Raw genomic sequence first — 23,807 nt, 5'->3', positions numbered from 1 at the left:
AGAACAAGGTCGAATAGCACAATTGGTTACATATCTCCCGCTCAATTTGAGCAGCTATACTACCAGCAGGTGGCTTAACTTAGTGACGTCCACTTTATTGACAGAAGAGCAAAAATCGACTTACGGGGGCGCAATGCCGACGCGACCGAGCGCACAAAAAGAGCTAAGCATCCGCTTAGCTCTTTCCCTTAGCTCTCTCCCCTAGCTCTATCCCTCATATCACCTACTCGGCAAAATAATTACTCTCATGCAGCCAATCCGCGATCTGGAACGATTGCATGATATGCTCTCTTTCCGCATCCCGCGGCTCACCGACCAGCGTACCATTATTTAATATCGTGAAATTGCGATTCGTGTTCACGAGGATTTTCCCCATCGCGGTTGGTTCAAATTTCGCTTTATCAACGCCCATTAGGTAAGCAAGCGTAGGTAAGGTATCGATTTGGCCACCTATCGTTGGGATCTGCTCTCCTTGTATGCCTTTACTGTAAATGATAAAAGGAAGCTGCAGTGCATGCGTTCTCCAGGATTCATTTTCCAAGGATGGAATCACGTCTACTTGATCTTGATAGTACTTATGCACACCCGTATGATCGCCATAAATGGCGACAACCGATTGATCTAACAAGCCTAATTGATCCAATTTGTCTAGGAAGGCACCGATCTGTTTGTCGGTATAGTTGATTGATTGGAAGTAGGCACCCATGATCGTTTTATCCAAACTCGGATCCAAACGGAGCTGCCTAGTTTTCTCCGGTAAATCGAAAGGACCATGACTAGACAACGTTATGACATGGAGCATAAAAGGAGACTGAACATCCGTCAATTTATTACCTAGCTGTCTGAGATAGGATTCATCGGACAATCCCAGGCCAACAATGTCATCTACCTTGTATTTTCGAAGATCCCAGCTTGTTTGGTACCCGATATTATGATGTGCCTCGACCCAGTTCCAGCTACCCGCGGGTTCTGAATGGGTGGAAATGGTTTGATATCCCATCCCCTCCATCAGCTTAGGTAAGGAATTGTAAGTGTTCGTTGGATAACGGAAAAAATTCGCTCCAGATCGCACTGGAAATACGGATGTCGTCGTCAACAAATCACTATCTGAGCTCGTTCCATTGTTAACCTGTTCATAAAAGTGGTTAAAATACAGACTGTTACCTAGCAATCGGTTAATGTTCGGTGTAATTTCTTGCCCGTTCACCTTCTCACCAATAACGAAGTTTTCAAGTGATTCTACCTGAATAACAATAAGATTCTTCCCTTGAAACATCCCTTTATAGCTATTATCTGGTAAACCCTCTGCATTACTTGCAAGCCAGTTTTGTACTTGTGTACGTTCTTGATCGGCAAGATTGATGTTTTTGGCTCCACCGAATAGTCGTAAACCATCATACAAATGATAACCAATGGGTGACATATCTGACATAGATTGAAAAGGCGCCCAACTCAGATTAAAAAACATCATTTGCCCATCTGTCGTATCCTTAATATCGATTCGGTAATGCTCGTACGAAACAACTCCGGCAGCTAGCAGCATTAGCGTGATGGCTACTACTGGCTGTCTTTTTCGTTCTGATCGACGCGACATGATTGGCATATTGTTATATCGGAAAAGTGCAATGCCACCAATAACGACGAGATCAAGGATAAACCACAAATCAAATGGACGTAGAAATGTCCAAAGATTATAATCAAGCGGGTTAAATCCATTCGGGTGCACAATGAAGCGAAGTGACAGGAACGCGCCATATGCTCTGTAATAAACGAGATCACAGATCAGAAGTAGACTAAACAGGACTTGAATCCCTACCAAATAATAACGACGACCTTTCTTTTTAAAGAAAAGCCCAATACTAACTACAAACAAAATAAACATTAAATGTGAAAGCACAGGTGGAATTGTAAAATACATATCCCCAATATTGATTCCCGTATTATCTGGTGCATGCAATGCTGCTAATAGAAGCTGAGACTTCCACAGTATAGCAATGAACGTATACAGCGACAGCTTATCATTGCTGACGAGGATGCGAAAAAAACTTTGAAGCGTGGAGCGGATGCTCCTTCTTTTATAGGATGATAATTGCAGCAAAAACGTTTCACCTCATACCTGTTGATTTCAAGCCGATTTTCCCATTTTAACACAAGTTCTTGCCACAAGTTGCTTACAATTATTGCAATATAGCGACAAGCTGCTGTGCATGGGACTGTTCATCAGATTAAAAAACCTCGGGACAACGCGTCCCAAGGTTCTCTCAACAAGCCATTTCACAACATATACTGGTTTCTTCAGTTTTTCATTTCATGATTTCAGCTTCACCTTAATAAAAGTTTGGAGATTATAAATTATAACAGCAGCCTGAGCACGATTCGTCGTCTCCTTAGGGAACATACCATTCTCATAGCCATGCACCAGTCCTATTTTTACTAAAGTAGCAACAGACTTCTGAGCATACGCTGAAATCATGGCGTTATCTTCGAAAGCTGTGAGATCCGCTTGATCCCCCTCAACAGTCAGATGCTTTGAAACCCGTAGCGCCCGATCCGTAAGAGCCATCATATCTTCTCTTGTAATTGAAGCTTTCGGATGGAAGTGATTCGATTCGTCGCCTTGCACGATGCCCAAAGACCTTGCCATAGATACAGGCTGCGCGTAGTAGACTCCCTCCTCTATATCGTCGAAGGGTTCACCCATATCTGTGCCTTGAAGGCCAAGCGCCCTTATTAACAGCACAAGATAATCTGCTCGAGTTACGTCAGCTCCTGGACTAAACTGTCTCTCCCCAGTGCCATTTACAATTCCTGCTACTGCCAGCGCTTCAATCGCCTCCACAGCCCAATCGAAGGAATCTAGATCATCAAAATGGTATGGATCGTGAATCGTCAGTGTTGTTCGATTATGCGTAAGCTTCGTGGTACTTATCAATTTGGAGTCTACAAGCTTCACACTACTTAGTGTGAGATCGCTTTTCCCGTTTTTAATCGCTTTAAAATGTATCTTAAATAAGGACTGCTCTCCTTCTAATCCTTTCCCTTGACCGATCTTTGTATGCGCAATTTGGATGTTTGTCCCTTTGATAAGCGGTGGAACCGAGAAGCCAGGGACATCAGACTTTGCATCTATAAATGTTAACCTTGTAGGATCATACGCCATATTAATTTCAAAAGCATACACATCAATTAATTCATCTGCGTCAATGACAACCTCAATGGTGTCACCTTGATTTGGCATCTGTGAAGAAACCTTCATTGTAAATGTGCCTGACGGTTCGGCCTCAGAGGCCCAAATCCATGTGGGGAGAATAAGACTTATTCCAAGTATGAGAACGAAGCTGCAGGTCATCCATTTTCGCAAAGCCATATTTGATTTCCCCTTTCAGCATTCCGAGCAATTCAATCTTATAAAAGAAAGCAACGCCCGCCATGAAACTATACGAAACGTATCATAACGGGCGTGTTTAAGCTTGATTAACGACTTTTATTGCAAAATACGTTGTGCTACTGCTGCCAAATCAACCAGATCCACTCTGCCATCTTTGTTATAGTCCGCTTTCTTAAACTGTGCCCAATCCGTGTCTGCGGATGTCTTGCCGTAGGCTGCAGCTACATTTGCCAAATCAATGATATTGAAGATGCCATCATTATTCAGATCGCCTTCCAATCCACTGAATTTCTTATCGTCAAAGTCATCTAAGGCCTGTTGAAGATTAGCTACTGCTTGCGTAACTTGCGCCTTCGTCACATTAGGATTCGCCGCCACACTTCTCGCAGCATCAATCGCCGTTAACAAGACGGCTCTCGAGCCTACCGCATATTGACCACTCGCCGTTCCTTCCACAGCGCCATCATAGATGGCTTGAGCGGTTGCGATCTTACTGTTCAGAATCGTCAGATCAATAATTGCTTTGACCAGAATTAATTGAGAATCTGGGCCAAGATTCGTTGCCGTTTGTAGATCCGCTAAATCTAAACTATCCAACGAAATGGTTGTGCTCACATTGTCTGCAGGTGCTAAAGCTCGCCAATGCAGCGTCATCAAAGGTCCGTTGACATCCCCATTCAACAAATTCGCAGTCAGAATGCGCAAATGTCCGCCTTCATTCTTTTGCCCAATAATCGTAATTGCAGGGTTCAAGGATTCCACCGAATCCAAAACAAGCAAACCTGCGTCATACGTCAATTGAATGTCTTGTGCGTACACACTGGACACGACATCAGTCAAACTAATCGTTGTATCAAAGGATTGCCCGCTTGTTACCGTAGGCGGCCCCTCAATGACAGCTGAAGGTGGAATAGCGCCATACACTCTCACCTCATGGACAGACCACCAGCTAGAATTCGTAGCCGTCTGCACAACTTTGAAATAACGAACACGCTGTGGTGCAAAGTCAGCCGTCACAAGTTTATTCGTACCAGCTCCCGTTGCAATTGGACTTCCCCATGTGACACCATCATTGGATACGTAAATCGCATATCCGCGTGCATAATCATTATTGCTGCCCGAGGAGTCCATCTCAATACTATTAATCGTTGTAGCCACCTTCATATCAATGGTGAATGATTGCTCAGGCGACGGCGACATCGGCTTGCCTGCGCTCCAACGCGTTCCCAAATCACCATCAATGAGATGGGCTGCTGGATCTGCAGAGGTTGATGTCACTGTCCATGTCGAGCGGTCCAGGGCTCTTTTTGGTGTAGTTACACTTAATGCTGAACTGAGTGCGGAGAAGTTGTTTCCGCCATCTTTGGCTTTCACTGTGTAGCTGTAAGTCGTTAGTGGTTTTACCGTCGTATCCAAATATTCCGTCGTTGTGGTTTGACCAATGCGCGTACCATCTCGATACACCTCATAGCCCGTCACATTGAGGTTATCTGTCGATGCAGTCCATCCAATTTTGACACGATCATACGCTGCTGTTTCTTTGAGAACCAGATTCGTAGGCACACTTGGCGCAACTGTATCACCAGCATCCGTACCATAGAAGTTAAGCGTTTGTCTTTGGGAACTGCCCGATGTGCCATACACACGACCGCCAACGCCATTAATAATGTGTGTAATTTCACTGCCTGCCGTACCATTTAACCAAATGGTCGTTGCATGATGGATTTTCACGCCAGGAGCATCTGGTACTTCAATGGCATTTTCTAGTTTCACCGCTGCATCCCGGAAATAGGAGTACACACCTAAGCCCCAAGCTTCATGTGTCGTGACGGTGTCAGCGACTTTATACGATGCATAACCATTCTTGCTTCCGTCCATCCAAACGGCTTGATTGGGAACATCATACGGAATCTCAGACTGATAAAAGTAAACGCGACCGCCGTTTCCGTTCCATAGGGTTTGATACTCATTGTGATGCTCGTTGAATAAGCCGTAGAGGGTAACATCATCGCCATTCACGATTAGCCCATTCGTTGAAACGTTCTCCGTCCAGCCTGCACCAGCACCATGGTCTGCACGCCACATCCAGAAATGATCACCAATAATGTCATCACTGTTAATGGTCATCTGTGCTTTATTTTCACCAACGACAGCTCCACCTGTGCGGAAAAATAAATCGTGCAACGAAGTTGGATTTGCCGAGTGATCCGTTGAACTGCCGGCTGGCCCAACTTCTAATAAGGATGAGGTGGCATTTGGCCCCGCTTCATACAAGAGCCCTGCAACCTTCACGCCATCGACATCGGCAATTGTCATCGCTGGCTTATCTGTCGTTGGAATAAGTGTTGGCATCCCGATGCCCAGTACAACTGTATTCGCATTATTGATACGAATCGTATCATCAATGTGATAGATTCCCGGCGTGAATAGCAAATTCTTGCCATCCGCCAAAGCAGCGTTCATATTCGCAGCACTTGTTGTTGCAGGAACGTCGGCGCGTACAATATAGAACTGATCGATCCCAATGGAATTCCCTGGTGTTGGACCATTGGCCCAGCTTGCACCTTGGGTATTCTGAGTCAGAGAAGGAACAAATACTTGATACTCATTTGCGTTGTTGATGTAGAGATAAGGTTTCTCTCTTATGACTGGTGTATGCTCGACAACTGTATAAGGTGGATCCGGAAAGTTGCCTGTTGGCGTATTCTTGTCACCGACAAAGACCATGTTCCAAACCCCATTCGACCAACTCGACCACTGACTATTTCGTGAGAACCATTGTTGCTGGGAAGCCGGTGTTACTTGACCATCTACGATGGAATCCGCGAGGAATCCGCCACTTGCCCATCCAGCACCCCACCCCGCATCAAAATCGAACAAATTTAATTTCCCTTTGATATGCAATCGCCTGAGTGGTGCCGCTTGTGAAACAGCGATTTGCGTTGTACCTGCTGAGAAATGAGCAGGCGCAGGTGGTGTGTAATTAAAGGTTGGATTAATGCTCAAATTTTCAATACCTCGCCAAAAGTTACGTGTGGCATTGCCATTATCCCAATCTGCATTTACATTCAGTCCACCATTAATCAACACATCATCTGGATTCAGCCCCAGTCCTGACGCTTGTGTGTTAAACCCAATAAAGTAATTGCCATTATACGTTCCTGGTTTAAAAAGAAAGGCATCTCTTTCCGTCCCAAATTCATTGGACTCTTGTCTTGTGAATACCGCATTTACAGCACTCTGAATGTCAGCAGCAGGCATATCGGGGTCGAATACGTACACATTGGGACCAAAAATGGATGAATTGGCATCAGAGATTGGTGTTGCTGCACTCGAAACGCCAGGATTCCACAAACTAAGAACGATTGCCATCATGGAAACGGATGAAACCATTTTCTTGAAACTACGCATTGTATACCTCCCTTGGATTAGAACCGATCAATCCTGATTCAAATGCTTTTGGTAAGCGATTTCATAATTTCTCCGATCACCCTCTCATCTTGCAAAGTAGGATGCTGTCTCGTAGTTGATACCTTAATCATAGAAAAATACCGCTTTCAATGAAAGCGGTAAACTTAAGGAGATTAGGAGAGTTATTTAAGGTATTGGGATATTTTTACTTGGAGCTTCCACCTTGCCTTATTCTACCCTACTTATGGATATGCTTATAAATAGATGATCATATCCGATCATTTTCTACCCTGGTCCTTATCCTGTTCACCTTACGAATCCTAAGAAAATCTTTAGAATGAGGTAGAGTCAATCAATCAGGAGGTCAAACATGAAAAAACTAACTCTAATCTCTACAGCTTTACTTGCGACAACAGTGCTTGTATCCGCATGCGGAAACGGGGAAGAAGCTGCTACTACAGATAAAGGTACATCCGGTGGAAAAGTAAAGCTTACCATTTGGCACAACTGGTCTGGTCAAGATGCGAAAGCTGTTGCTATGCGTAAAATTCTTGATGATTTCCAAGCTCAAAACAAAGATATTGAATTGGAAATCGAAGGTCTGCCTACAGACGGTTTAAAAACTCGTTTGAAAACAGTTGCAGCAGCGAATGAAATGCCAGACTTGTTCGTTATGTGGCCAGACGCAATGACGAAAGAATTCGTAAGTGGTAACCTGCTTCAACCGATCAACGAGTTCTTGGACAGCAAACCAGAATGGAAAAACAATTTCATTCCAGGTGCACTAGATGGCTATACGGTAGATAACAAAATCTACTCCGTGCCGATGAACTTGTCCCCAACTTCTTTTATCTACTACAACAAAGCGTTGTTAGATCAGTATAAAGTCGCTGTTCCGAAAACATGGGATGAGCTTATGGCTGCTGTGAAAACGTTCAACGATAACAAAATTATCCCAATCGCGCTTGGTAACAAAGCGAACTGGGCTGTACAATCGACGATCTTCAGCGGACTTGCTGACCGTATGACAGGTTCCGAGTGGTTCCTTAAAGCCGCTAAGCAAGATGGCGTGAAGTTTACAGATCCAGAATTTGTTCAAGCGTTGAAAAAATTGCAAGAGCTAAGCAATGCGAAAGCGTTCCAAGATGGCTTCAACAGTATCGATCAAAATCAAATGAGACAGCTGTACTACCAAGGTAAAGCAGCAATGTTCATTGATGGTGGCTGGGCAATGGCTGACGTCGTTCAAAACGCACCTAAAGATTTGCTTGCTAACACTCACATCGCACTAATGCCAACTGTTGCAGGTGGCAAAGGTGAAGCGCAATCCACTTCTGGTGTTGTTGGTACGGGTCTAGGCGTGAGCAAAAAACTAACTGGCGCTAAAAAAGAAGCAGCTCAGAAATTATTCTACGCACTGTCTGGTCCTGATGGACAGCAAGCAACATTGAACAGCTCCACTCTTGTTAGTTACAAAATCGAGCTTGATCCTTCCAAAGCAAATCCGTTATTCGTAGAACTTAACGATTTGATGAAAAAGACGAAAATCACTCCGGTCTACGATGCTAAATTAAGCTCTGCTGCCGTTGAGGTTATCAATAACGGACTACAAGAGTTGCTGATGGGTGGTAACGCCGAAGCAATCGCTAAGAAAATTCAAGATTCACAAGCTGCTTCACTAGGTAAATAATACGATAACGTACAACCAGCCCTCCACATCTGTGGCAGGGCTGGCTAATTTCATACATGAAGGAAGTGAGATTGATGAATGCAGCTTACGTACGCAGGTTTGTCATTATGAGCCTTGCCCCTGCGATTTTAGTTTATGCCTTATTTGTGTTTGTCCCCGTCCTCTGGTCAGGATACTATAGCTTTTTCGACTGGAAAGGAATTGGTGCGGCCAAGTTTATCGGTTTGAAAAACTATGTAGAAATTATTCATGATCCTATTTTTTGGACATCCTTAAAGAACAACCTTATTTTTCTAGTTGTTGCTGTCTTCGGCCAGCTTCCAGTAGCACTTATCCTTGCCATTCTGCTTCACAAAAGCAACGCGCTGCAACGATTCATTCGTTCTGCTGTCTTCGTTCCGATGGTTATGTCTTCCGTCGTCATCGGTATGATTTGGCAATATATTTATCATCCACAAATCGGTATTTTGAATCTGCTGCTTGATAAGCTAGGTTTAGCATCCTGGAAGCTGCAATGGTTATCGGATTCTAAGATTGCTATTTTTGCATTAGCCCCTCCTCTCATTTGGAGTTTTGTCGGTCTCTATCTCATTATTTTCATCTCCGCTTTTCAAAATATTCCTGGTGAAATCCATGATGCTACGCAGATCGATGGCGCAGAAGGCGCTCGCAAATTATTTTCAGTTACCCTGCCTATGATGTGGAGTACTGTACAAATTGCCATTATCCTATGTATTTCTGGCAGCTTGAAATCCTTTGATCTCGTGTATGTGATGACGAAGGGTGGACCTGCTCATGCGACCGAGCTTCTCGCTACGTATATGTATAATTCAACATTTTCCTCGTACCGTTATGGGTTTGGTAGTGCCATTTCGACAACAATCGTCTTAATCAGCCTTATTTTCATTGGTATTAGCCAATGGGCAACAAGTCGTAAATCCAAAGTATAGTGAAAGGAGGAAGCTGACAATGTCTTCTGTTCCAATTCAAGTAAATTCAACCGCGACAACCCGTAAGTTCTCGTTTCGTTTATGGAAACAAGGTGCACTCTGGACGTTCCTGACCCTCTATGCGGTCCTCACGCTATATCCCTTGTTTTGGCTCGTTATTTCCTCATTTAAAACGAATAGCGAATTCTTTAACCATCCGTTTGGCTTGCCCCAAGCATGGAAGTTTTCTAACTATGTAACGGCATGGCAAGCGTCCAAAATGAGTACCGCTTTTCTCAATTCCGTCATTGTATCATTAGTTTCACTTGCACTCACACTATTTTTAAGTTCTCTAGCTGCCTATGTTCTCGCCCGGCTCAAATTCCGTTTCAAAGGCGTTATCCTTGCGTTTTTCGTCATAGGGATGCTAATCCCTATTCATAGTACACTGGTTCCTTTGTTTATTCTGATGAAGCAAATCGGGCTTCTAAATACGTATTGGGCACTTATACTGCCTTACACCGCTTTCGCATTACCGACAGCAATCTTCGTACTTACTGCTTATTTGGCTTCAGTTCCCAAAGAAATTGAAGAAGCAGCCTATATCGATGGTACAAAACTTTGGGGCGTATTTTGGCGTATCATGCTGCCTATCTCCTTACCAGCACTATCGACAGTTGTCATCTTAAGTTTCCTGCATTTCTGGAATGACTTCTCGTTCGCACTTGTTTTTATTAGCAAAAGCAGCCTCAAAACGTTACCATTAAGCATTGCAAATTTCGCGGACGGCTACCAAACGGATTATGGCTTAACACTCGCCGCTATGACAATCGCTGTCGTTCCTACAATCGCTGTCTACTTGGCTTTTCAAGAGCAGGTTATGAAAGGGATGACCGCGGGAGCAGTAAAAGGTTAATTGGCTTCTAGCCGCCAGACAACGAGTAAGGAGATGACATATGTTACGCAAGTGGTTTGGCTATTCCTTACAGCGTAAGCTATCCTTCATTATGCTTGTAACAACGTTAATCCCTCTCTTGTTTCTGGGCACCTTCGCTTTCACGACGTCTTCCGATATTACCCAGGATAAAACACAGCAAACAGGCTTGAATTCGCTGGCGCAAATGGATGCCAAATTTAAGTTCATCTTGAAGGATGTTGAGAACATTTCCATTTTCCTCATCGGCCAGCGTGATATTCAATCTTATTTGAAGCGAACTGATGAGAACTTGGATGCTCAATCACAAATCCTAGGCCTAATGACGAATCTGGTGTACACCAAGGATTATATTTCAAATATCACCCTATATCCCAGCAATACCACGACGCCTCTTTCTACATCTACGATTTACAAATCGAGTTTGGATCAAGAGCTCACGTTGAAACAGGTTACGGACAAACTTTGGACTGGCTTATATCACATCGAAAATTATTTGGGGGATCGACAAGTATTCTCCTTTGTACGTCCCATCCGTGCTTTGAATACCTACGAGACGCTTGGCTGGCTATCCATAAGTGTGGATGAACAAGTCTTGTCTCGTATTTGGTCCATCCCGCAGCTTGCTGATGGTTATGGTCAAGTCGCTTTGCTGAATGAACAAAATGAAATCATCTCTTCCACTTCGAAAGGCTGGCTCTCACAAGCGGCAGATCACTTGTTTCCTGGCATAAACGAACGCATTCAAGGTCATTCTTCCGGCGTTTGGACTTCAGGGATGGGCACATCCCAACAGAGTATTTTATTTTATCGAGAGCCTATGCTCAGCTGGACAATCGTTGGTATTATTCCATCGAAGCTGTATAGCGCTCAGAATCGGTATATTTTGCAATTAACAGCTGTAGCTGTTGCGCTTTCCGTCATTACGAATGTCTTACTTACGATTTTCGTAATTCGCAAAGTCACGACGCCTCTTGGATCCTTGACTCGCTTACTTTCGACCGTCAATCCAAATGAACCTTTGCCGTACTATCCCGTCTATTCAACTGATGAAATTGGTCGCCTCGCTGGCAGCTACAATTTGTTAAGCACCCATATCGAAGTCTTAAAAAAGCAACTCATCCACAATGAAACGCGCAAAAAAGAAGCCGATATGCGTGCCTTGCAAGCACAAATTAATCCGCATTTTCTATATAACACCTTGTCTTCAATCCATTGGATCGCTTTGCTCAACGAAGAAAACCGCATTGCTGAGATGGTAGGCGCGTTAAGCGACTTTTTACGCTTCAGCTTGAATAAAGGTAAAGAATATTGCAAAGTCTCGCAGGAGCTAGCCCATATTCGTAACTATGTTCAAGTGCAATCCATCCGTTTTCCCGATGAGTTTACGGTTGATTATGTCGTTGATGCCCGTTTGAATGATTCCTTCATGTTAAAATTGCTGCTTCAACCCTTGGTTGAAAATGCGATGATACATGGCATACAAATGAAAGAACAGCCTGGCACCATTTCCATCTATGCCGAACAGAAGGGTCATATGATGTATTTCAAAGTGATGGATGATGGTATTGGGATGACCGCAGAGCGGTTGAATGAGGTTTTGGACAGTTTATACCCTGCCGAGGGAACGATAGGAAGCGATGCTAGTTACGGTTTGCGAAATGTGCATGAGCGCTTGCAGCTGCATTATGGGCTTGATTCGGGGATTACAATCGAGAGCCGACTGAATGAAGGAACCTGTGTGTCATTTTCGATTCCAGTTTTGGAGGATAACCATGAAAATCTTGATCGTTGATGATGAAGTCATCATCCGGACGGGCTTGGCGAAAGTCATTAATTGGAAAGAAATCGGAATCGAACTGCTGAAACCAGCTGTATCTGCTGAAGAAGCCATTCGTCGTATACCAGAGGAACGTCCTCATATTCTTTTGACCGATATCCGAATGAAGCATATGAATGGCTTAGAACTAGCTCAAAAGGCGAAAGAATTCCTGCCGGACATCGAGACGATCATTTTATCTGGCTACGATGATTTTATGTATACACAGCAAGCAATTCGACAAGGTGTCAGCGATTATCTCTTGAAATCCAGTCGACCGGAAGAGATTATGAAAACTGTGCTCCAAGTCAAGCAGCGCATTGAGGATAAATGGAAGCATCTTAATGAAGATTTGTATAAGAACAAAGAAGTTCGCAATCGTTTGTTTGAGCGTTGGATCATTGAAGGGGAATCCGCGGCTGTCGATGAAGACATGCTGCCCGCTTATCTCCCTCTTTTATTCATCACACATGACCATGTTCAATCTAAATTCCAAACTTACGTGGTCACTGCGGAAGGCTGGGGTGAAACCACCTCCGAAACTTCCTTGCTGCTGTTCGCCGTAGACAATATGCTACACGATATCTTACAATGTGAAACCTTGATCTACAGGCAGCGAATTGTCGTTGCGCTTCCCAAAACAAGTGCATCTGACTTCTTCGATCATCCCGATTCTGCCAAACAAAAGATCGAACGCCTGCTCAAATGCAAAGTTAGTATCTCAGTCGGCGAGGTCGTCCATCAACAGTCGGATTTATATAAATCCTATCTCACGGCAGACTATGCATTCAGCTATAAACATCACCTTGATGAATCTATTCTTATTTATTCGGACATTGTTGGGCGCAAAGGCGGCAAAACGGTCTGTACCCACGAGGAAGAGCTGGAGCTCTCTTCGATTTTGCTGGAAGATGATTCCGTCGCTTTGAAGAACTGGGTTGGGCGCTATTTGCAATCGGAACTGAGCGACCCGCACATGACCATTGAATCCCTTGAATCCCTGGTTCGCTCTGCTGCCCTCTCCGCACATCGTTGGTTAGAACGTGTATTGACAGCAACGGGTCGTCTCCGCGCACTCGATAATTTAAATATCGGTTTCGTCGTCAAGCGGGATATCGTGCTTAAAGATGCGTTGTTTCAGTATCTATTGACCATCATGGAGTTGTACCATCATCGGTTAGGTGAGGGACAAGCCACACATACACAGAAAGCAATGGCCTTCATCCATGAGAATTTGGGGAAAGATGTTGGCTTACAGCAGGTTGCTAAACATGTGCATCTGCACCCGAATCATTTGAGCGAAGTTTTTAAAAAGGAAGCTGGGATTACGTTTGGTGACTATGTGACACGGCAAAAGATTAATCGTGCCATGGAAATCCTGACCGTCTCTCCTGCCAAAATAGCTGATGTCGCAAGCTCAGTGGGATTCGAAGATATTAAATATTTCAGTCAAGTATTCAAAAAATTTACTGGCAAAACGCCGAGTGAGTTCAGAGAGGAAGCAGTTCTTCATCCTACTGCTCCGCCTCCCAAATTTTAAAACAAACATGGTGTAAGAGGAGAAATGACAGATGGAATTATCAGGCTTATGGCGTTTGCAACAGTTCGAAGTAGGTCAAGCTAGACCCCTCGATGTCGCGGCAGCATGGTTAGACGATCGTTTTTGGATTACAGCTAAAGTACCAGGGGATGTTCATTCCGCACTAATTGAACGAGAACTAATTGAGAATCCTTACTTCGGTCATAATGATGCGAAAAGTCGATGGATCGAGCAAAAAGAATGGTGGTACCGCCACTCTTTCAATTATTCCTTAGGGGATGCGAAAGACGAGAAAGAGAAGCATGAACTAACTTTTGAGGGGCTTGATACGTTTGCTACGATCTTTGTAAATGGAAAGGAAATCGGGACAACCAGCAACATGCTCATGGCCCATACCTTTGATGTTACACGCGTCATTCAGGACGGTAAGAATTCAATTGCTGTTAAATTTGATCCTTTACATCTACATAATAAGGACAAAGAATTGTTCCAATGGTCCTCTTATACGAAAGAGCGCCCTTGGTTGCGCAAAGCAGCGATGAATTTCGGCTGGGACTGGGGACCGCGCATGGTCACAGTGGGGATCTGGGGCAAAGTATTTATTGAGCGTTACCGCCGCGCCAAGTTGGACAGCGTTTTCGCAAGAACGCGCACGATTAGTGGGACTGGGGCGGAAGTTCAAGTCGATGTCGATGTGACGACACTTCGCAAAGGTGTACAGAAGTCGTGTGACATTCGTTTAGTGGACGCAGCGGGTCAAGTGGTTGCTGCTGCTCAAGGGAATGTTCAGACCTCTGGCTCATTTACTTTACAGGTCACCGATCCACAACTTTGGTGGACACATGACCTTGGCAATCCTTATTTGTACGAGCTTGAAGTGATTCTGTATGCCGGTGGTGAACAAGTAGATTCGTATCGCAAACCGTTTGGTATCCGGACAATCGAACTGCAACTACTTGATAATAAGGGCCAGAATGCCTTTGCTTTTGTGCTAAATGGTGTCAAACTATTCGCGAAGGGTACGAACTGGATCCCAGCAGATCACTTCATCGGAAGCATTCCAGATCAACGCTACAGAGATCTCATCGATCTATCTGTTACTTCCAATCAAAATATGCTGCGCGTGTGGGCTGGCGGTATTTATGAGAAGGATGTCTTCTATGAGGAGTGCGACAAGCGTGGCGTTCTGGTTTGGCAGGATTTTGCTTTCGCTAACGCGTTGTTCCCTGATTTTAACCGTGACTTCATGGAAAATGTGAAGAGCGAAGTGATCTACAACATCAAACGCTTGCGCAATTATACCTCCCTTGCACTCTGGTGCGGGAACAATGAAATTGACTGGCTATACGATATGAAATCCGCTGGCGGTGACATCAACTGTCCGTTCTACGGGGAAATCATTTACCACGAGCTGATTCCTGACGCACTTGAACTGCTCGATGACAGTCGAGCATACTGGCCATCTTCCCCATTTGGGGGCAATGATGCCAACGATCCTGATGTCGGCGACCGCCATAATTGGCAGGTATGGCATGGCTCCGTTTACCCGCGTCAATTCGGTGATGTGCCTTTGCTTGATTATAGTATTCAAGGCGTTACTTTCAAAAATTACAAAAAAGACTTTACCCTTTTCAGTAGCGAATTCGGTATGCACGCCTCAGCTAATCGGTACACGTTAGAGAAAAACATACCAAATGGCCAATTCTACTGGAACAGTGTGGAAATGGCTTATCGCAATAAAGACACGAATCATCAAAAGGGTATTCTTCTAATGGAAGGATATACTGGTATTCCGACCAACATTGAGGAGTATATGAACTTTTCCATGCTGACACAAGCGGAAGGCTTGAAGTATGGCATTGAGCATTACCGTCGAAACAAGCATCGTACGAGCGGGTCACTCATCTGGCAATTAAATGATAGCTGGCCAGGTACAAGCTGGTCGCTCATTGATTATGAATTGTTGCCGAAGGCTTCCTTCTACTATGCGACGAAATTCTATCACCCGCTGCTGCTCTCGATCGATCATGAGCCTGGGCAGGACTTAGCGATTTGGGCCGTCAACGATACATTGTCCGCCTTAAAAGGACAGGTTCACGTAACTGTGTATAACTTCTCCGGCGAGCAATTGTTCACGCACGCTTTCGAAGCTGCTGTCGGGGCAAACTCGGCGATCCAACTAGGACGTTTGCCGGAAGCAGCCGTCTTAAACGGCGCACTTCCTGAACAAGTTGTTGTCCGCGTGCATACGACAGACTGGGCTGCGCCGGATAATCTCCATTACCTGCGCGATCAGAAGGACCTGCAATTCCCTACGACTTCACTCAGCGTAAAAGTTGATGCCGATACGCAAGCTGTGCAAATCACAGCTATTGGTGCACATGCGCGAATGGTGAAGCTGGATCTCCCTCAGGGTAATCTCCGCTTCAGCGACAACTTCTTCGATCTACGCGCGGGCGAGCAAGTGACCGTGTATATTACGGATCCGGCTGGCGGCAAAGTGGATTTGACGCAGCTGAAGGTAAGTGCGATTAATATGTAAGCAAAGCAAACGGTTGAAAAGTGCAATTGTGCAACAATTACACTGGCACAACCTTCATAAATGGGAAATTGATGCAAAAAGGCATCAATTTCCTATTATTTTGAGATTTAAAGCTCGAATACCGAAAAAACTGCAGATATGCAGTTTTTTTCTTTTTCCACGTTCAAATACCCCAGAAAAGTTGTATTTTCGCAGTTTTGGGAACTGCACTCCTCGAAAAGGAGTGCAGGCGTATCTTTGATGTAGGCTTATGTGCAAGAGATACTCGAATTTTTCGAGTATCTCACCTGCAGAGGCGCTTCCTCGCCCGCGTTACTCCAACTCCCTCACAACAGCTCGCCCAGCAACGCGCCCCGTAAACAAGCAGCCTCCGAGAAACGTCCCCTCCAACGCGCGATACCCATGCAACCCGCCGCCACCGAAGCCGCTTGCCTCTCCGGCCGCATACAAGCCAGGAATCGCCTCACCCGCCTGATTCAAAACGCGACCAGATAAGTCCGTTTGTAAGCCTCCCAAGGTTTTGCGACTAACAATATTCAATCGCACCGCGATAAGCGGTCCATTCGCAGGGTCCAGCATACGATGCGGCTTCGCAACACGAATTAATTTATCACCAATATAGTTACGCGCGCCTCGAATGGCAGTGATCTGCAGATCTTTCGTAAAGGTGTTCACGATTTCGCGATCCCTTGCCTTCATTTGTCGTTCAATATGGTCAAAATCAAGCAATTTCTCCTCCGTAACTGCATTCATACCTGCGACTAGCTCTGCCAATGTCGGAGCAACGACGAAATCCTCTCCCTTATCCATAAAAGCTTGCACCGGAGCCATCGCTCCTGGCAGTGCTCTGGACAACACTTTACGTATGCTTTTTCCCGTTAAATCGGGATTCTGTTCGGAGCCTGACAAAGCGAATTCTTTTTCAATTATTTTTTGCGTCAAAATAAACCACGAATAATCGTAACCAGACTTCTGAATCGTCTCTAACGTGCCCAAAGTATCAAACCCCGGGAAGTTAGGTGCAGGAAAGCGCTGACCTCGCGCATCCAACCAAAGTGACGACGGACCTGGGAGAATACGGATGCCATGATTATGCCACACGGGATTCCAATTCTTAATTCCTTCCGTGTAATGCCACATCCGGTCACGATTCACAATTCGACCTCCGGATTGCTCTGTAATTGCGAGCATGCGACCATCGACATGGGCTGGTACGCCTGAGAGCATCCGCTTCGGCGCTTCGCCTAGCCGACTCGGCCAATATTGGCGGACTAATTCGTGATTAGCGCCAATACCGCCACTGCTGACAATTACCACACGCGCATGGTATTCGAATTCACCCATCACCTCACGCGAACTCGCTTCCCCGCGTGCGGCTGTACAAGCCACAAGCACGGAACCGCGAACACCGGTAATGGCCCCGCCGCTTTGAATAAGCTCGTTCACACGATGCCGGGGCATATAGTCGACGCGCCCCTGCTTCATATGCTCCCTTATTCGTTGTTCAAAAGGGGCAATTATGCCAGGGCCTGTCCCCCATACAATGTGGAAACGAGGTACCGAGTTGCCATGCCCCTCTGCCAAATAGCCGCCACGTTCCGCCCATCCGACAACCGGGAAGAAGCGGATCCCCATGGCATTCAGCCATTCACGTTTTTCCCCAGCTGCGAACTCGACATAGGCCTCCGCCCATTTGCGGCCCCAATAGTCGTCTTCACGATCAAAGCCAGCCGCCCCCTGCCAATCCTGCCAAGCTAGATCAAGTGAGTCCTTAATTCCTAGCCGGCGCTGCTCGGGGGAATTTACCAAAAATAAACCGCCGAATGACCACCAGGCTTGTCCGCCAAAGGAAGCTTCTGGTTCCTGATCCAGCAGCAGTACCTTTTTGCCTGCATCCGCGATTTCTACTGTTGCTACTAGGCCTGCAAGTCCCGCGCCAACTACAATTGCATCATAATCCATGATCGAATTCTCCTTTGATTCTCGTCTCTAGATAGCTGCTATCGATCTCTTATCCTACCAATGGCAAATTGCCCCCTTCCGACCACAATAGCCAAAAAGGAGGCAACGCCTAGTTTTTTCCACATCAATTAGAAAATTAAGAATCCTTGAGATCCTCTTCCATGTCATCGATGACGACTAACGATTTCTCCATCGCTAGCTTTTTCAATGAGACAGGTTTCACTTCAATTGCTCTAGGGCGCGAGTCCCCATAAAGTTCCGTAAAAATCTCTTCAATTTCATCACCGGTCAAATCTTCCCGTTTCAACAGCTCTTCCGCAATCTTATGAACGAAATCCGTATATTCAAGTACGAGTTTCTTCACTTCGTTCATTTGCTCTTTGAGAAGCTCATTGATTTGTGGTCGAAGCGCTTTGAGACCATCCGTGCGGGAACCGACCGCCAAGAAGCTGAACAGCTCATCGCCCATCCCGAGCATTCCGAGATATGCACCTGCGATTTGGGTAGCATGCTGCAAGTCTGAAGTAACCCCGTTTAATTTTTTGTGCAAAAATTCATCTTCTACCGCACGAGCTGCTAGACATACCTGAATCTCTGCCAGCATCTCAGAATCACTGCGATTATATCGCTCATGCGTCTCCTTCGTAGCCGAAAGTCCAAGAGCGCCGCCACGCCGAACAATTGTCACTTTCCAAACACGTTCGTGAGGCTTAAGTAGGAACTGTGCCACAGCATGACCTGCTTCGTGATACGCTACATTCCGCTTCTCATCATCACGCATCGAGCGGAGAGGTTGTTTGAGCCCCCACTCATACGTTTCCATTGCGGCACGGAAATCCTCGTAACTGGCTGCTTGCGCCCCACGTTGATGGGCAATAACGACAGCTTCGTTGACGATATGTTTAATTTGCGCAGGACTGTATCCAATGGAATCCAGACCAGCTTTCTCTGCGGTTAAAGTTTCATCCAGCTTGACCTTTTTCAAATAGTATTGGAAAATATCCACCCGACCGTCATAGTCAGGAACATCTACCCAGAGCTGCCGATCGAATCGACCTGGTCGCAGCAAAGCTGAATCCAGTACATCTGGCAGGTTTGTTGCTGCAACGGTTAGTACGGGAGGTCTTTCTGCTTTTTTACGGCGCAGACCGAGTGAGCGAAGCATCTTTACAATCTTGGACGTGTCAATGTTAGGTGGATCCATCTGGAGGAGTAACTCGTTCAATAAGCCTGAACCGCCGCCCATCCCCATCATGCCCATCATTCCACCGCCAGCACCGCCTGAACGGCTCATACCAATCGCATCAATCTCGTCAATAAAGATGATACATGCCCCGTAGACACGTGCAAGCTTACGCGCTTTTTTGTAAATCCCCATTACCTTAAGGTTACCAACGCCGAAAAACATGTTTTGGAAACTTGGCGCTGAAGCGTAGGCAAATGGAACTTGTGCCTCATTCGCAATAACCTGAGCCAAGTAGGACTTACCGGTCCCTGGCGGTCCGCAGAGCAGCAATCCACGAATCGCTTCGCCGCCCATCTCCTTGAACTCCTTGACTCCTTTTAACAATGTAACGATTCGTTTCGCATTCTCCACAATCTCAGGATTCCCACGATAATCATCCCATGTCGATCCCGTCTCTCCAGGCAGAATCCAGTACGTTCGTCCTCTCGCTAGGAACCAGAAGAGTGCAACAAACTGAATAATCATAAAGGCCATTGCGAAAACCAGCTGCATTAGTAAAGTCGCAATACTGATGGCAATCCCCCAAGCGGTTGGCCCGCCTGCCCATAACAGCCCAAAAAGCACGGCAATGGCTGTAAGCCAGAGGATTAACTTTCGCCATCTAATCCATTGATATCTCCTCATGGCTACACTTCCTTCATATGATAAAGTTTGAATATCCCTATGAAAAACTCATATCTAGGCCCTGCTTGAAGCAGGACCTCAGCAACGACATTATTGGAATCTTTTCACGATATCCAACACATACTTGATCATTACAGCGAGACCGCATATGAAGTAAAAAATCACGATAATCCAACCTGTTGGATCAAATGAAATCATCGTTAATAGTACGGTCAGTGGCAGCACATAGTAGAGGACATCTTTGAGATAACCTAACACGAGTGTAGGACCAAAAGAGCCTTCCCAAAAGGATTTAAAGAACGCGATAAGAAAATCAATCAACATAAACCCAAAAATGCCCCAAAACGTGTAAATTATCCAGCCCTCAAGTGTATTAGTCACTTTTCATCACCACCTTCCTACATACTATGCTAGGAATAGTGTCAGGTGAGAAAGGCGTGGGCAATAACTGTTGAGCCCGAAATGTTACCCATCTAATACTTACTTCATTTAGCTTTATTTTCCTTCTCGTTCAATGAGGTTTTAAGAAAAATATATTACTTTTTTTTGAAAATAAGACCGATGTTAACGCCAGAATCTTTGAAAATCCACTCCTATATAGCCGATAGATCACGTAGGCGCAACCAAGCTAATGATATGAAGCCACGAAAAAATTAATTTCCTTTATTTACAAGTCTACACCCAGAAAAACCCAGCAATTTTCGTATACTGTAATGAACTTTACGACGCAAGCAAGCACCGCATAATCGCAATTTTCTACTCATTTATTTTATTAAGGAGAGAAGAAAAAGATGAAGCATTCGCGCATGAAAAAACTGCTTGTACCCACGTTAGCCCTCACACTGGTGATGGCAACGGGAACTACAGCCTTCGCCCAGAATGGTCGCGATCACAAAGACGATGATCGTTCCAACAACTCACGCCAATCCTTTGACAAACGTCCTTCTGCGGCAATCAAGTTTGATTTTAAAGATATCAAAGGTAAAGAATTCGAATGGGCTTTAAACTACATCATGAGTCTAGTCTCTAGACGCATTTTCGATGGGTATCCTGACGGTACCTTTAAACCGCAAGAAACTGTCTCTCGCATAGAAGCAATTACGGCAGCTGTTCGATTAATGGGTCTTCGCGATCAAGCCGAATCCGCCGAAGAGAAAGCAACCAAGTTGAATTTCAACGACGCAGCGAGTGTGCCTTCCTGGGCCGTCGGATACGTTGCGGTAGCCTTAGAAAATGACCTATTCGCCGAATCTGATACGAATGTCAATCCAAATCAGCCAGCAGATCGGTTGTGGGCCACAACGCTCCTGGTCAAAGCATTGAAGCTTCAGGATGAAGCTGAGGCCAACATGAATGCAAGGCTACCTTTCTCGGACTCCTCCAGCGTACCTGCTGGGTCCGTTGGTTATGTCAAAGTAGCTGTCGACAAAGGGCTTGTGAATGGTTTCGAAGATAATACATTCCGTCCCAAACAGCTTGTAACTCGCGCACAAATTGCTGCTTTGCTGGATCGGGCAGGTAATCAATTGCCGAATAATATTGACGGTCTTGTAACAGGAACCGTATTAGCACCAGTCAATAGTAATATTTTGACCGTACGTACGAACGGCCAGAACCTTAATCTGACCTTGGATCCCAATGTGTTTATTTACCGGAACGGCGCTAAAGTAAGCCCGTCGGCTTTGCAAACAGGAGATGTCCTGAAGATTCGTTCCAATGATGGCTACATCATTTATATTGAAGTCACGCAGCCAACCGGTGGCAATCCCTCAACGCCTACACAGGCCATTGGCGTGAAAACCGGCATAGTGACCAGCGCGATTACAGGGAATTCACTTACCCTCTTAACCAATGGGCAAACCATTTCACTACCCGTGAACAGCAACGTGCTTTACTACCGGAACGGATCGCAAACCACAGCCTCTGGCATACAAGTCGGTGACATCGTGAGCACGCGTTCTTATAACTATGGTGTCAGCTATGTGGAAGTGACACAACCAGTGGGCTCCAGCGGTACGCCAACTAATTTTGCTTCAACGATTACTGGTACGTTGTCTTATCCGATTAGCGATAACACCATGCTGGTAACCACTTCCTCTCAACTTCAAGGCGTTCCACTTGGCAGTCAGACGATTGTGTACAAAAACGGTGCATTTACGACCGTATCCGCACTGCAGGTTGGCGATGTCCTGACAACCTATGCATACAATAGTGTGGCAGCCGTCATTGAAGTTACCAAGAGTGTGTCACCAGTGACGACGACAGGCGAGTTAACTGGAACTGTTACGGGGACGCTCAACAATAACGCCATTACACTAACTAGCGGCGGCCAATCTTACAGCTTGCAACTCCATGAGAACACCTCCATTTACTTGGATGGCACACAAACAACGAGCGGCGTATTACAGCCAGGCCAAGTCATCAAAGCGCATTACTATAACGGCGTTATCCTGCATGCCGAAGTGCTTAATCGCGCGGATGGCACAGCTGTTACACAGCCTACTATTAACCAACTCACCGGGACCATCATTTCGGCGACAAACACTCTCCTAGTTGTTGTGAGCGGCAATCAAGCTCAAGCGATTCCCTTGAACGACAAAGCTTTCGTCTATCGAAGCGGTGTTCTGGTTAGTGGTTCAGCACTTCAGCCCGGCGATGTCGTCAAACTCCGCTCCTACAATAATTCAGCCATCTATGCCGAGGTCACACAGCTTACCAATGGCAACAATCAGAACTTCAGTGTTTCTGGAACATTTAACAGTGTAACCTTTACGAATCAAGGCAAAATGGCAACCATCACAATCAATCAAACCGGTACGAACGGCAGTAACGTGACGACGACCTACAACGTGTTATCCAGCGTAACAATTACAGGCACAATTTCGAATTTGGTACAAAATCGTCCAATTACCCTACAAGGCACAGGAGCCTTGATTACGAAAATCAACATTCAATAATCAAAAAAAGACACCTCCCAAAGCCATGATTATGGCGGGAGGCTTCTTTTTTTTGATAGGCGTCGTGTGCCTACCATTCAAATTACAAACAGATTGCCATGCTCATGTTCGTGTCGGGAGTGTCGGTGTGGAAGCATCAAAGATGCAAAAGTGCATCCTTTTGGGATTCATGTAACTCTCTATTTGAAATGCCTGCGAATATGCAGTTATTTCTGGGTTGTTTGGTCTTTTTGGCTCTATTAGGTCCAAAAGGCTGCATTTTTGCACTAATTTACCATAATCCGGCTTATTCCGCTTAAAATAAGTGTATTTTTGCATCTTTGATCATGAATTTCAGTGTGAGAGGCGCGGATGTGGGGGGATGATTTTGGTGGCGGTGATGCTGGTAGCGGTGATGGCATCTTTTCCTGCTCAACGATGGGCAGCCCTACCTGCACAGCGCCTGGGCCGCGTATCAGGCTCAACGTGATCACAGCACTGGAGGCTTGATGACGAAAATCAACATTCAATAATTAAGAAAGAGATCTCCCAAAGCCATGAACGTGGCGGGAGGCTTCTTTTTTTTGGTAGGCGTCGTGTACCTACCATTCAAATTACAAACAGATTGCCATACTCATGTTCGTGTCGGGCGTGTCGATGTGGAAGCATCAAAGATGCAAAAGCGGCTCGGCCCCCTTAATCCGGAGTCTTAGCCTACAGTAATTACTCATTCTTAAAAATGCTCATTATTTCGAGCGTTTACATTGAATTATGAAATGCTGAAGA

The 23,807-nt window shown here is 45.4% G+C and carries 15 protein-coding genes; 9 read left to right on the top strand and 6 right to left on the bottom strand.

Going from position 1 to position 23,807, the window contains the following annotated elements; translation table 11 throughout:
- Window positions 1–205: hypothetical protein (locus AC58QM_RS35265; protein ID WP_497289331.1), on the top strand; the 205-nt coding region annotated here is incomplete at its 5' end.
- An 18-nt stretch (window positions 206–223) separates the two neighbouring features.
- Here AC58QM_RS35265 and AC58QM_RS35260 read toward each other — a convergent pair.
- From AC58QM_RS35260 to AC58QM_RS35250, 3 genes are all read right to left on the bottom strand, one after another.
- A complete protein-coding gene (locus AC58QM_RS35260; protein ID WP_497289330.1) occupies window positions 224–2,098 on the bottom strand; it encodes an LTA synthase family protein in 1,875 nt (624 codons plus the stop codon).
- Window positions 2,099–2,308: 210 nt separating this feature from the next.
- Window positions 2,309–3,367 carry an S-layer homology domain-containing protein gene (locus AC58QM_RS35255; protein ID WP_497289329.1) on the bottom strand — a complete coding sequence of 353 codons (1,059 nt, stop codon included), beginning with the start codon at window positions 3,365–3,367 and terminating at the stop codon, window positions 2,309–2,311.
- 117 nt (window positions 3,368–3,484) lie between these two features.
- Complete coding sequence (locus tag AC58QM_RS35250; RefSeq protein ID WP_497289328.1) at window positions 3,485–6,799, bottom strand: pectate lyase-like domain-containing protein; 3,315 nt, start codon at window positions 6,797–6,799, stop codon at window positions 3,485–3,487.
- 370 nt (window positions 6,800–7,169) lie between these two features.
- Between AC58QM_RS35250 and AC58QM_RS35245 the strand changes: the two genes are divergently transcribed.
- From AC58QM_RS35245 to AC58QM_RS35220, 6 genes are all read left to right on the top strand, one after another.
- The gene (locus AC58QM_RS35245) at window positions 7,170–8,489 is read left to right on the top strand and encodes an extracellular solute-binding protein (RefSeq protein ID WP_497289327.1); all 1,320 of its coding nucleotides are present in this window, start codon (window positions 7,170–7,172) and stop codon (window positions 8,487–8,489) included.
- A gap of 74 nt (window positions 8,490–8,563) precedes the next feature.
- A complete protein-coding gene (locus AC58QM_RS35240) occupies window positions 8,564–9,439 on the top strand; it encodes a carbohydrate ABC transporter permease (RefSeq protein ID WP_497289326.1) in 876 nt (291 codons plus the stop codon).
- A 19-nt stretch (window positions 9,440–9,458) separates the two neighbouring features.
- Window positions 9,459–10,334, top strand: coding sequence for a carbohydrate ABC transporter permease (locus AC58QM_RS35235; RefSeq protein WP_497289325.1), 876 nt, complete (start codon window positions 9,459–9,461; stop codon window positions 10,332–10,334).
- Between the two features lie 40 nt (window positions 10,335–10,374).
- Complete coding sequence (locus AC58QM_RS35230) at window positions 10,375–12,147, top strand: sensor histidine kinase (RefSeq protein WP_497289324.1); 1,773 nt, start codon at window positions 10,375–10,377, stop codon at window positions 12,145–12,147.
- A complete protein-coding gene (locus tag AC58QM_RS35225; RefSeq protein ID WP_497289323.1) occupies window positions 12,128–13,711 on the top strand; it encodes a response regulator in 1,584 nt (527 codons plus the stop codon). The genes AC58QM_RS35230 and AC58QM_RS35225 overlap by 20 nt, the downstream gene beginning before the upstream one ends.
- Before the next feature lie 31 nt (window positions 13,712–13,742).
- Window positions 13,743–16,253, top strand: coding sequence for a beta-mannosidase (locus tag AC58QM_RS35220; protein ID WP_497289322.1), 2,511 nt, complete (start codon window positions 13,743–13,745; stop codon window positions 16,251–16,253).
- Window positions 16,254–16,565: 312 nt separating this feature from the next.
- Here AC58QM_RS35220 and AC58QM_RS35215 read toward each other — a convergent pair whose 3' ends face one another.
- The 3 genes from AC58QM_RS35215 to AC58QM_RS35205 all read right to left on the bottom strand — a co-directional run bounded on the left by AC58QM_RS35215 (window position 16,566) and on the right by AC58QM_RS35205 (window position 20,466).
- Complete coding sequence (locus tag AC58QM_RS35215; protein ID WP_497289321.1) at window positions 16,566–18,215, bottom strand: FAD-binding dehydrogenase; 1,650 nt, start codon at window positions 18,213–18,215, stop codon at window positions 16,566–16,568.
- A gap of 136 nt (window positions 18,216–18,351) precedes the next feature.
- Complete coding sequence (locus AC58QM_RS35210; RefSeq protein ID WP_497289320.1) at window positions 18,352–20,085, bottom strand: AAA family ATPase; 1,734 nt, start codon at window positions 20,083–20,085, stop codon at window positions 18,352–18,354.
- A gap of 90 nt (window positions 20,086–20,175) precedes the next feature.
- On the bottom strand, window positions 20,176–20,466 hold the full coding sequence (locus AC58QM_RS35205; RefSeq protein WP_497289319.1) for a hypothetical protein: 291 nt from the start codon (window positions 20,464–20,466) through the stop codon (window positions 20,176–20,178).
- Window positions 20,467–20,876: 410 nt separating this feature from the next.
- Between AC58QM_RS35205 and AC58QM_RS35200 the strand changes: the two genes are divergently transcribed.
- Window positions 20,877–23,042 (top strand): S-layer homology domain-containing protein, encoded by a 2,166-nt coding sequence (locus AC58QM_RS35200; RefSeq protein WP_497289318.1) that lies wholly within the window; start codon window positions 20,877–20,879, stop codon window positions 23,040–23,042.
- 351 nt (window positions 23,043–23,393) lie between these two features.
- A complete protein-coding gene (locus AC58QM_RS35195; protein WP_497289317.1) occupies window positions 23,394–23,531 on the top strand; it encodes a hypothetical protein in 138 nt (45 codons plus the stop codon).
- The last annotated feature ends 276 nt before the right edge of the window (window positions 23,532–23,807 follow it).

It is taken from the genome of Paenibacillus sp. J22P165 (assembly GCF_059692015.1).
This window is presented reverse-complemented; position numbering and strand designations above follow the sequence as displayed.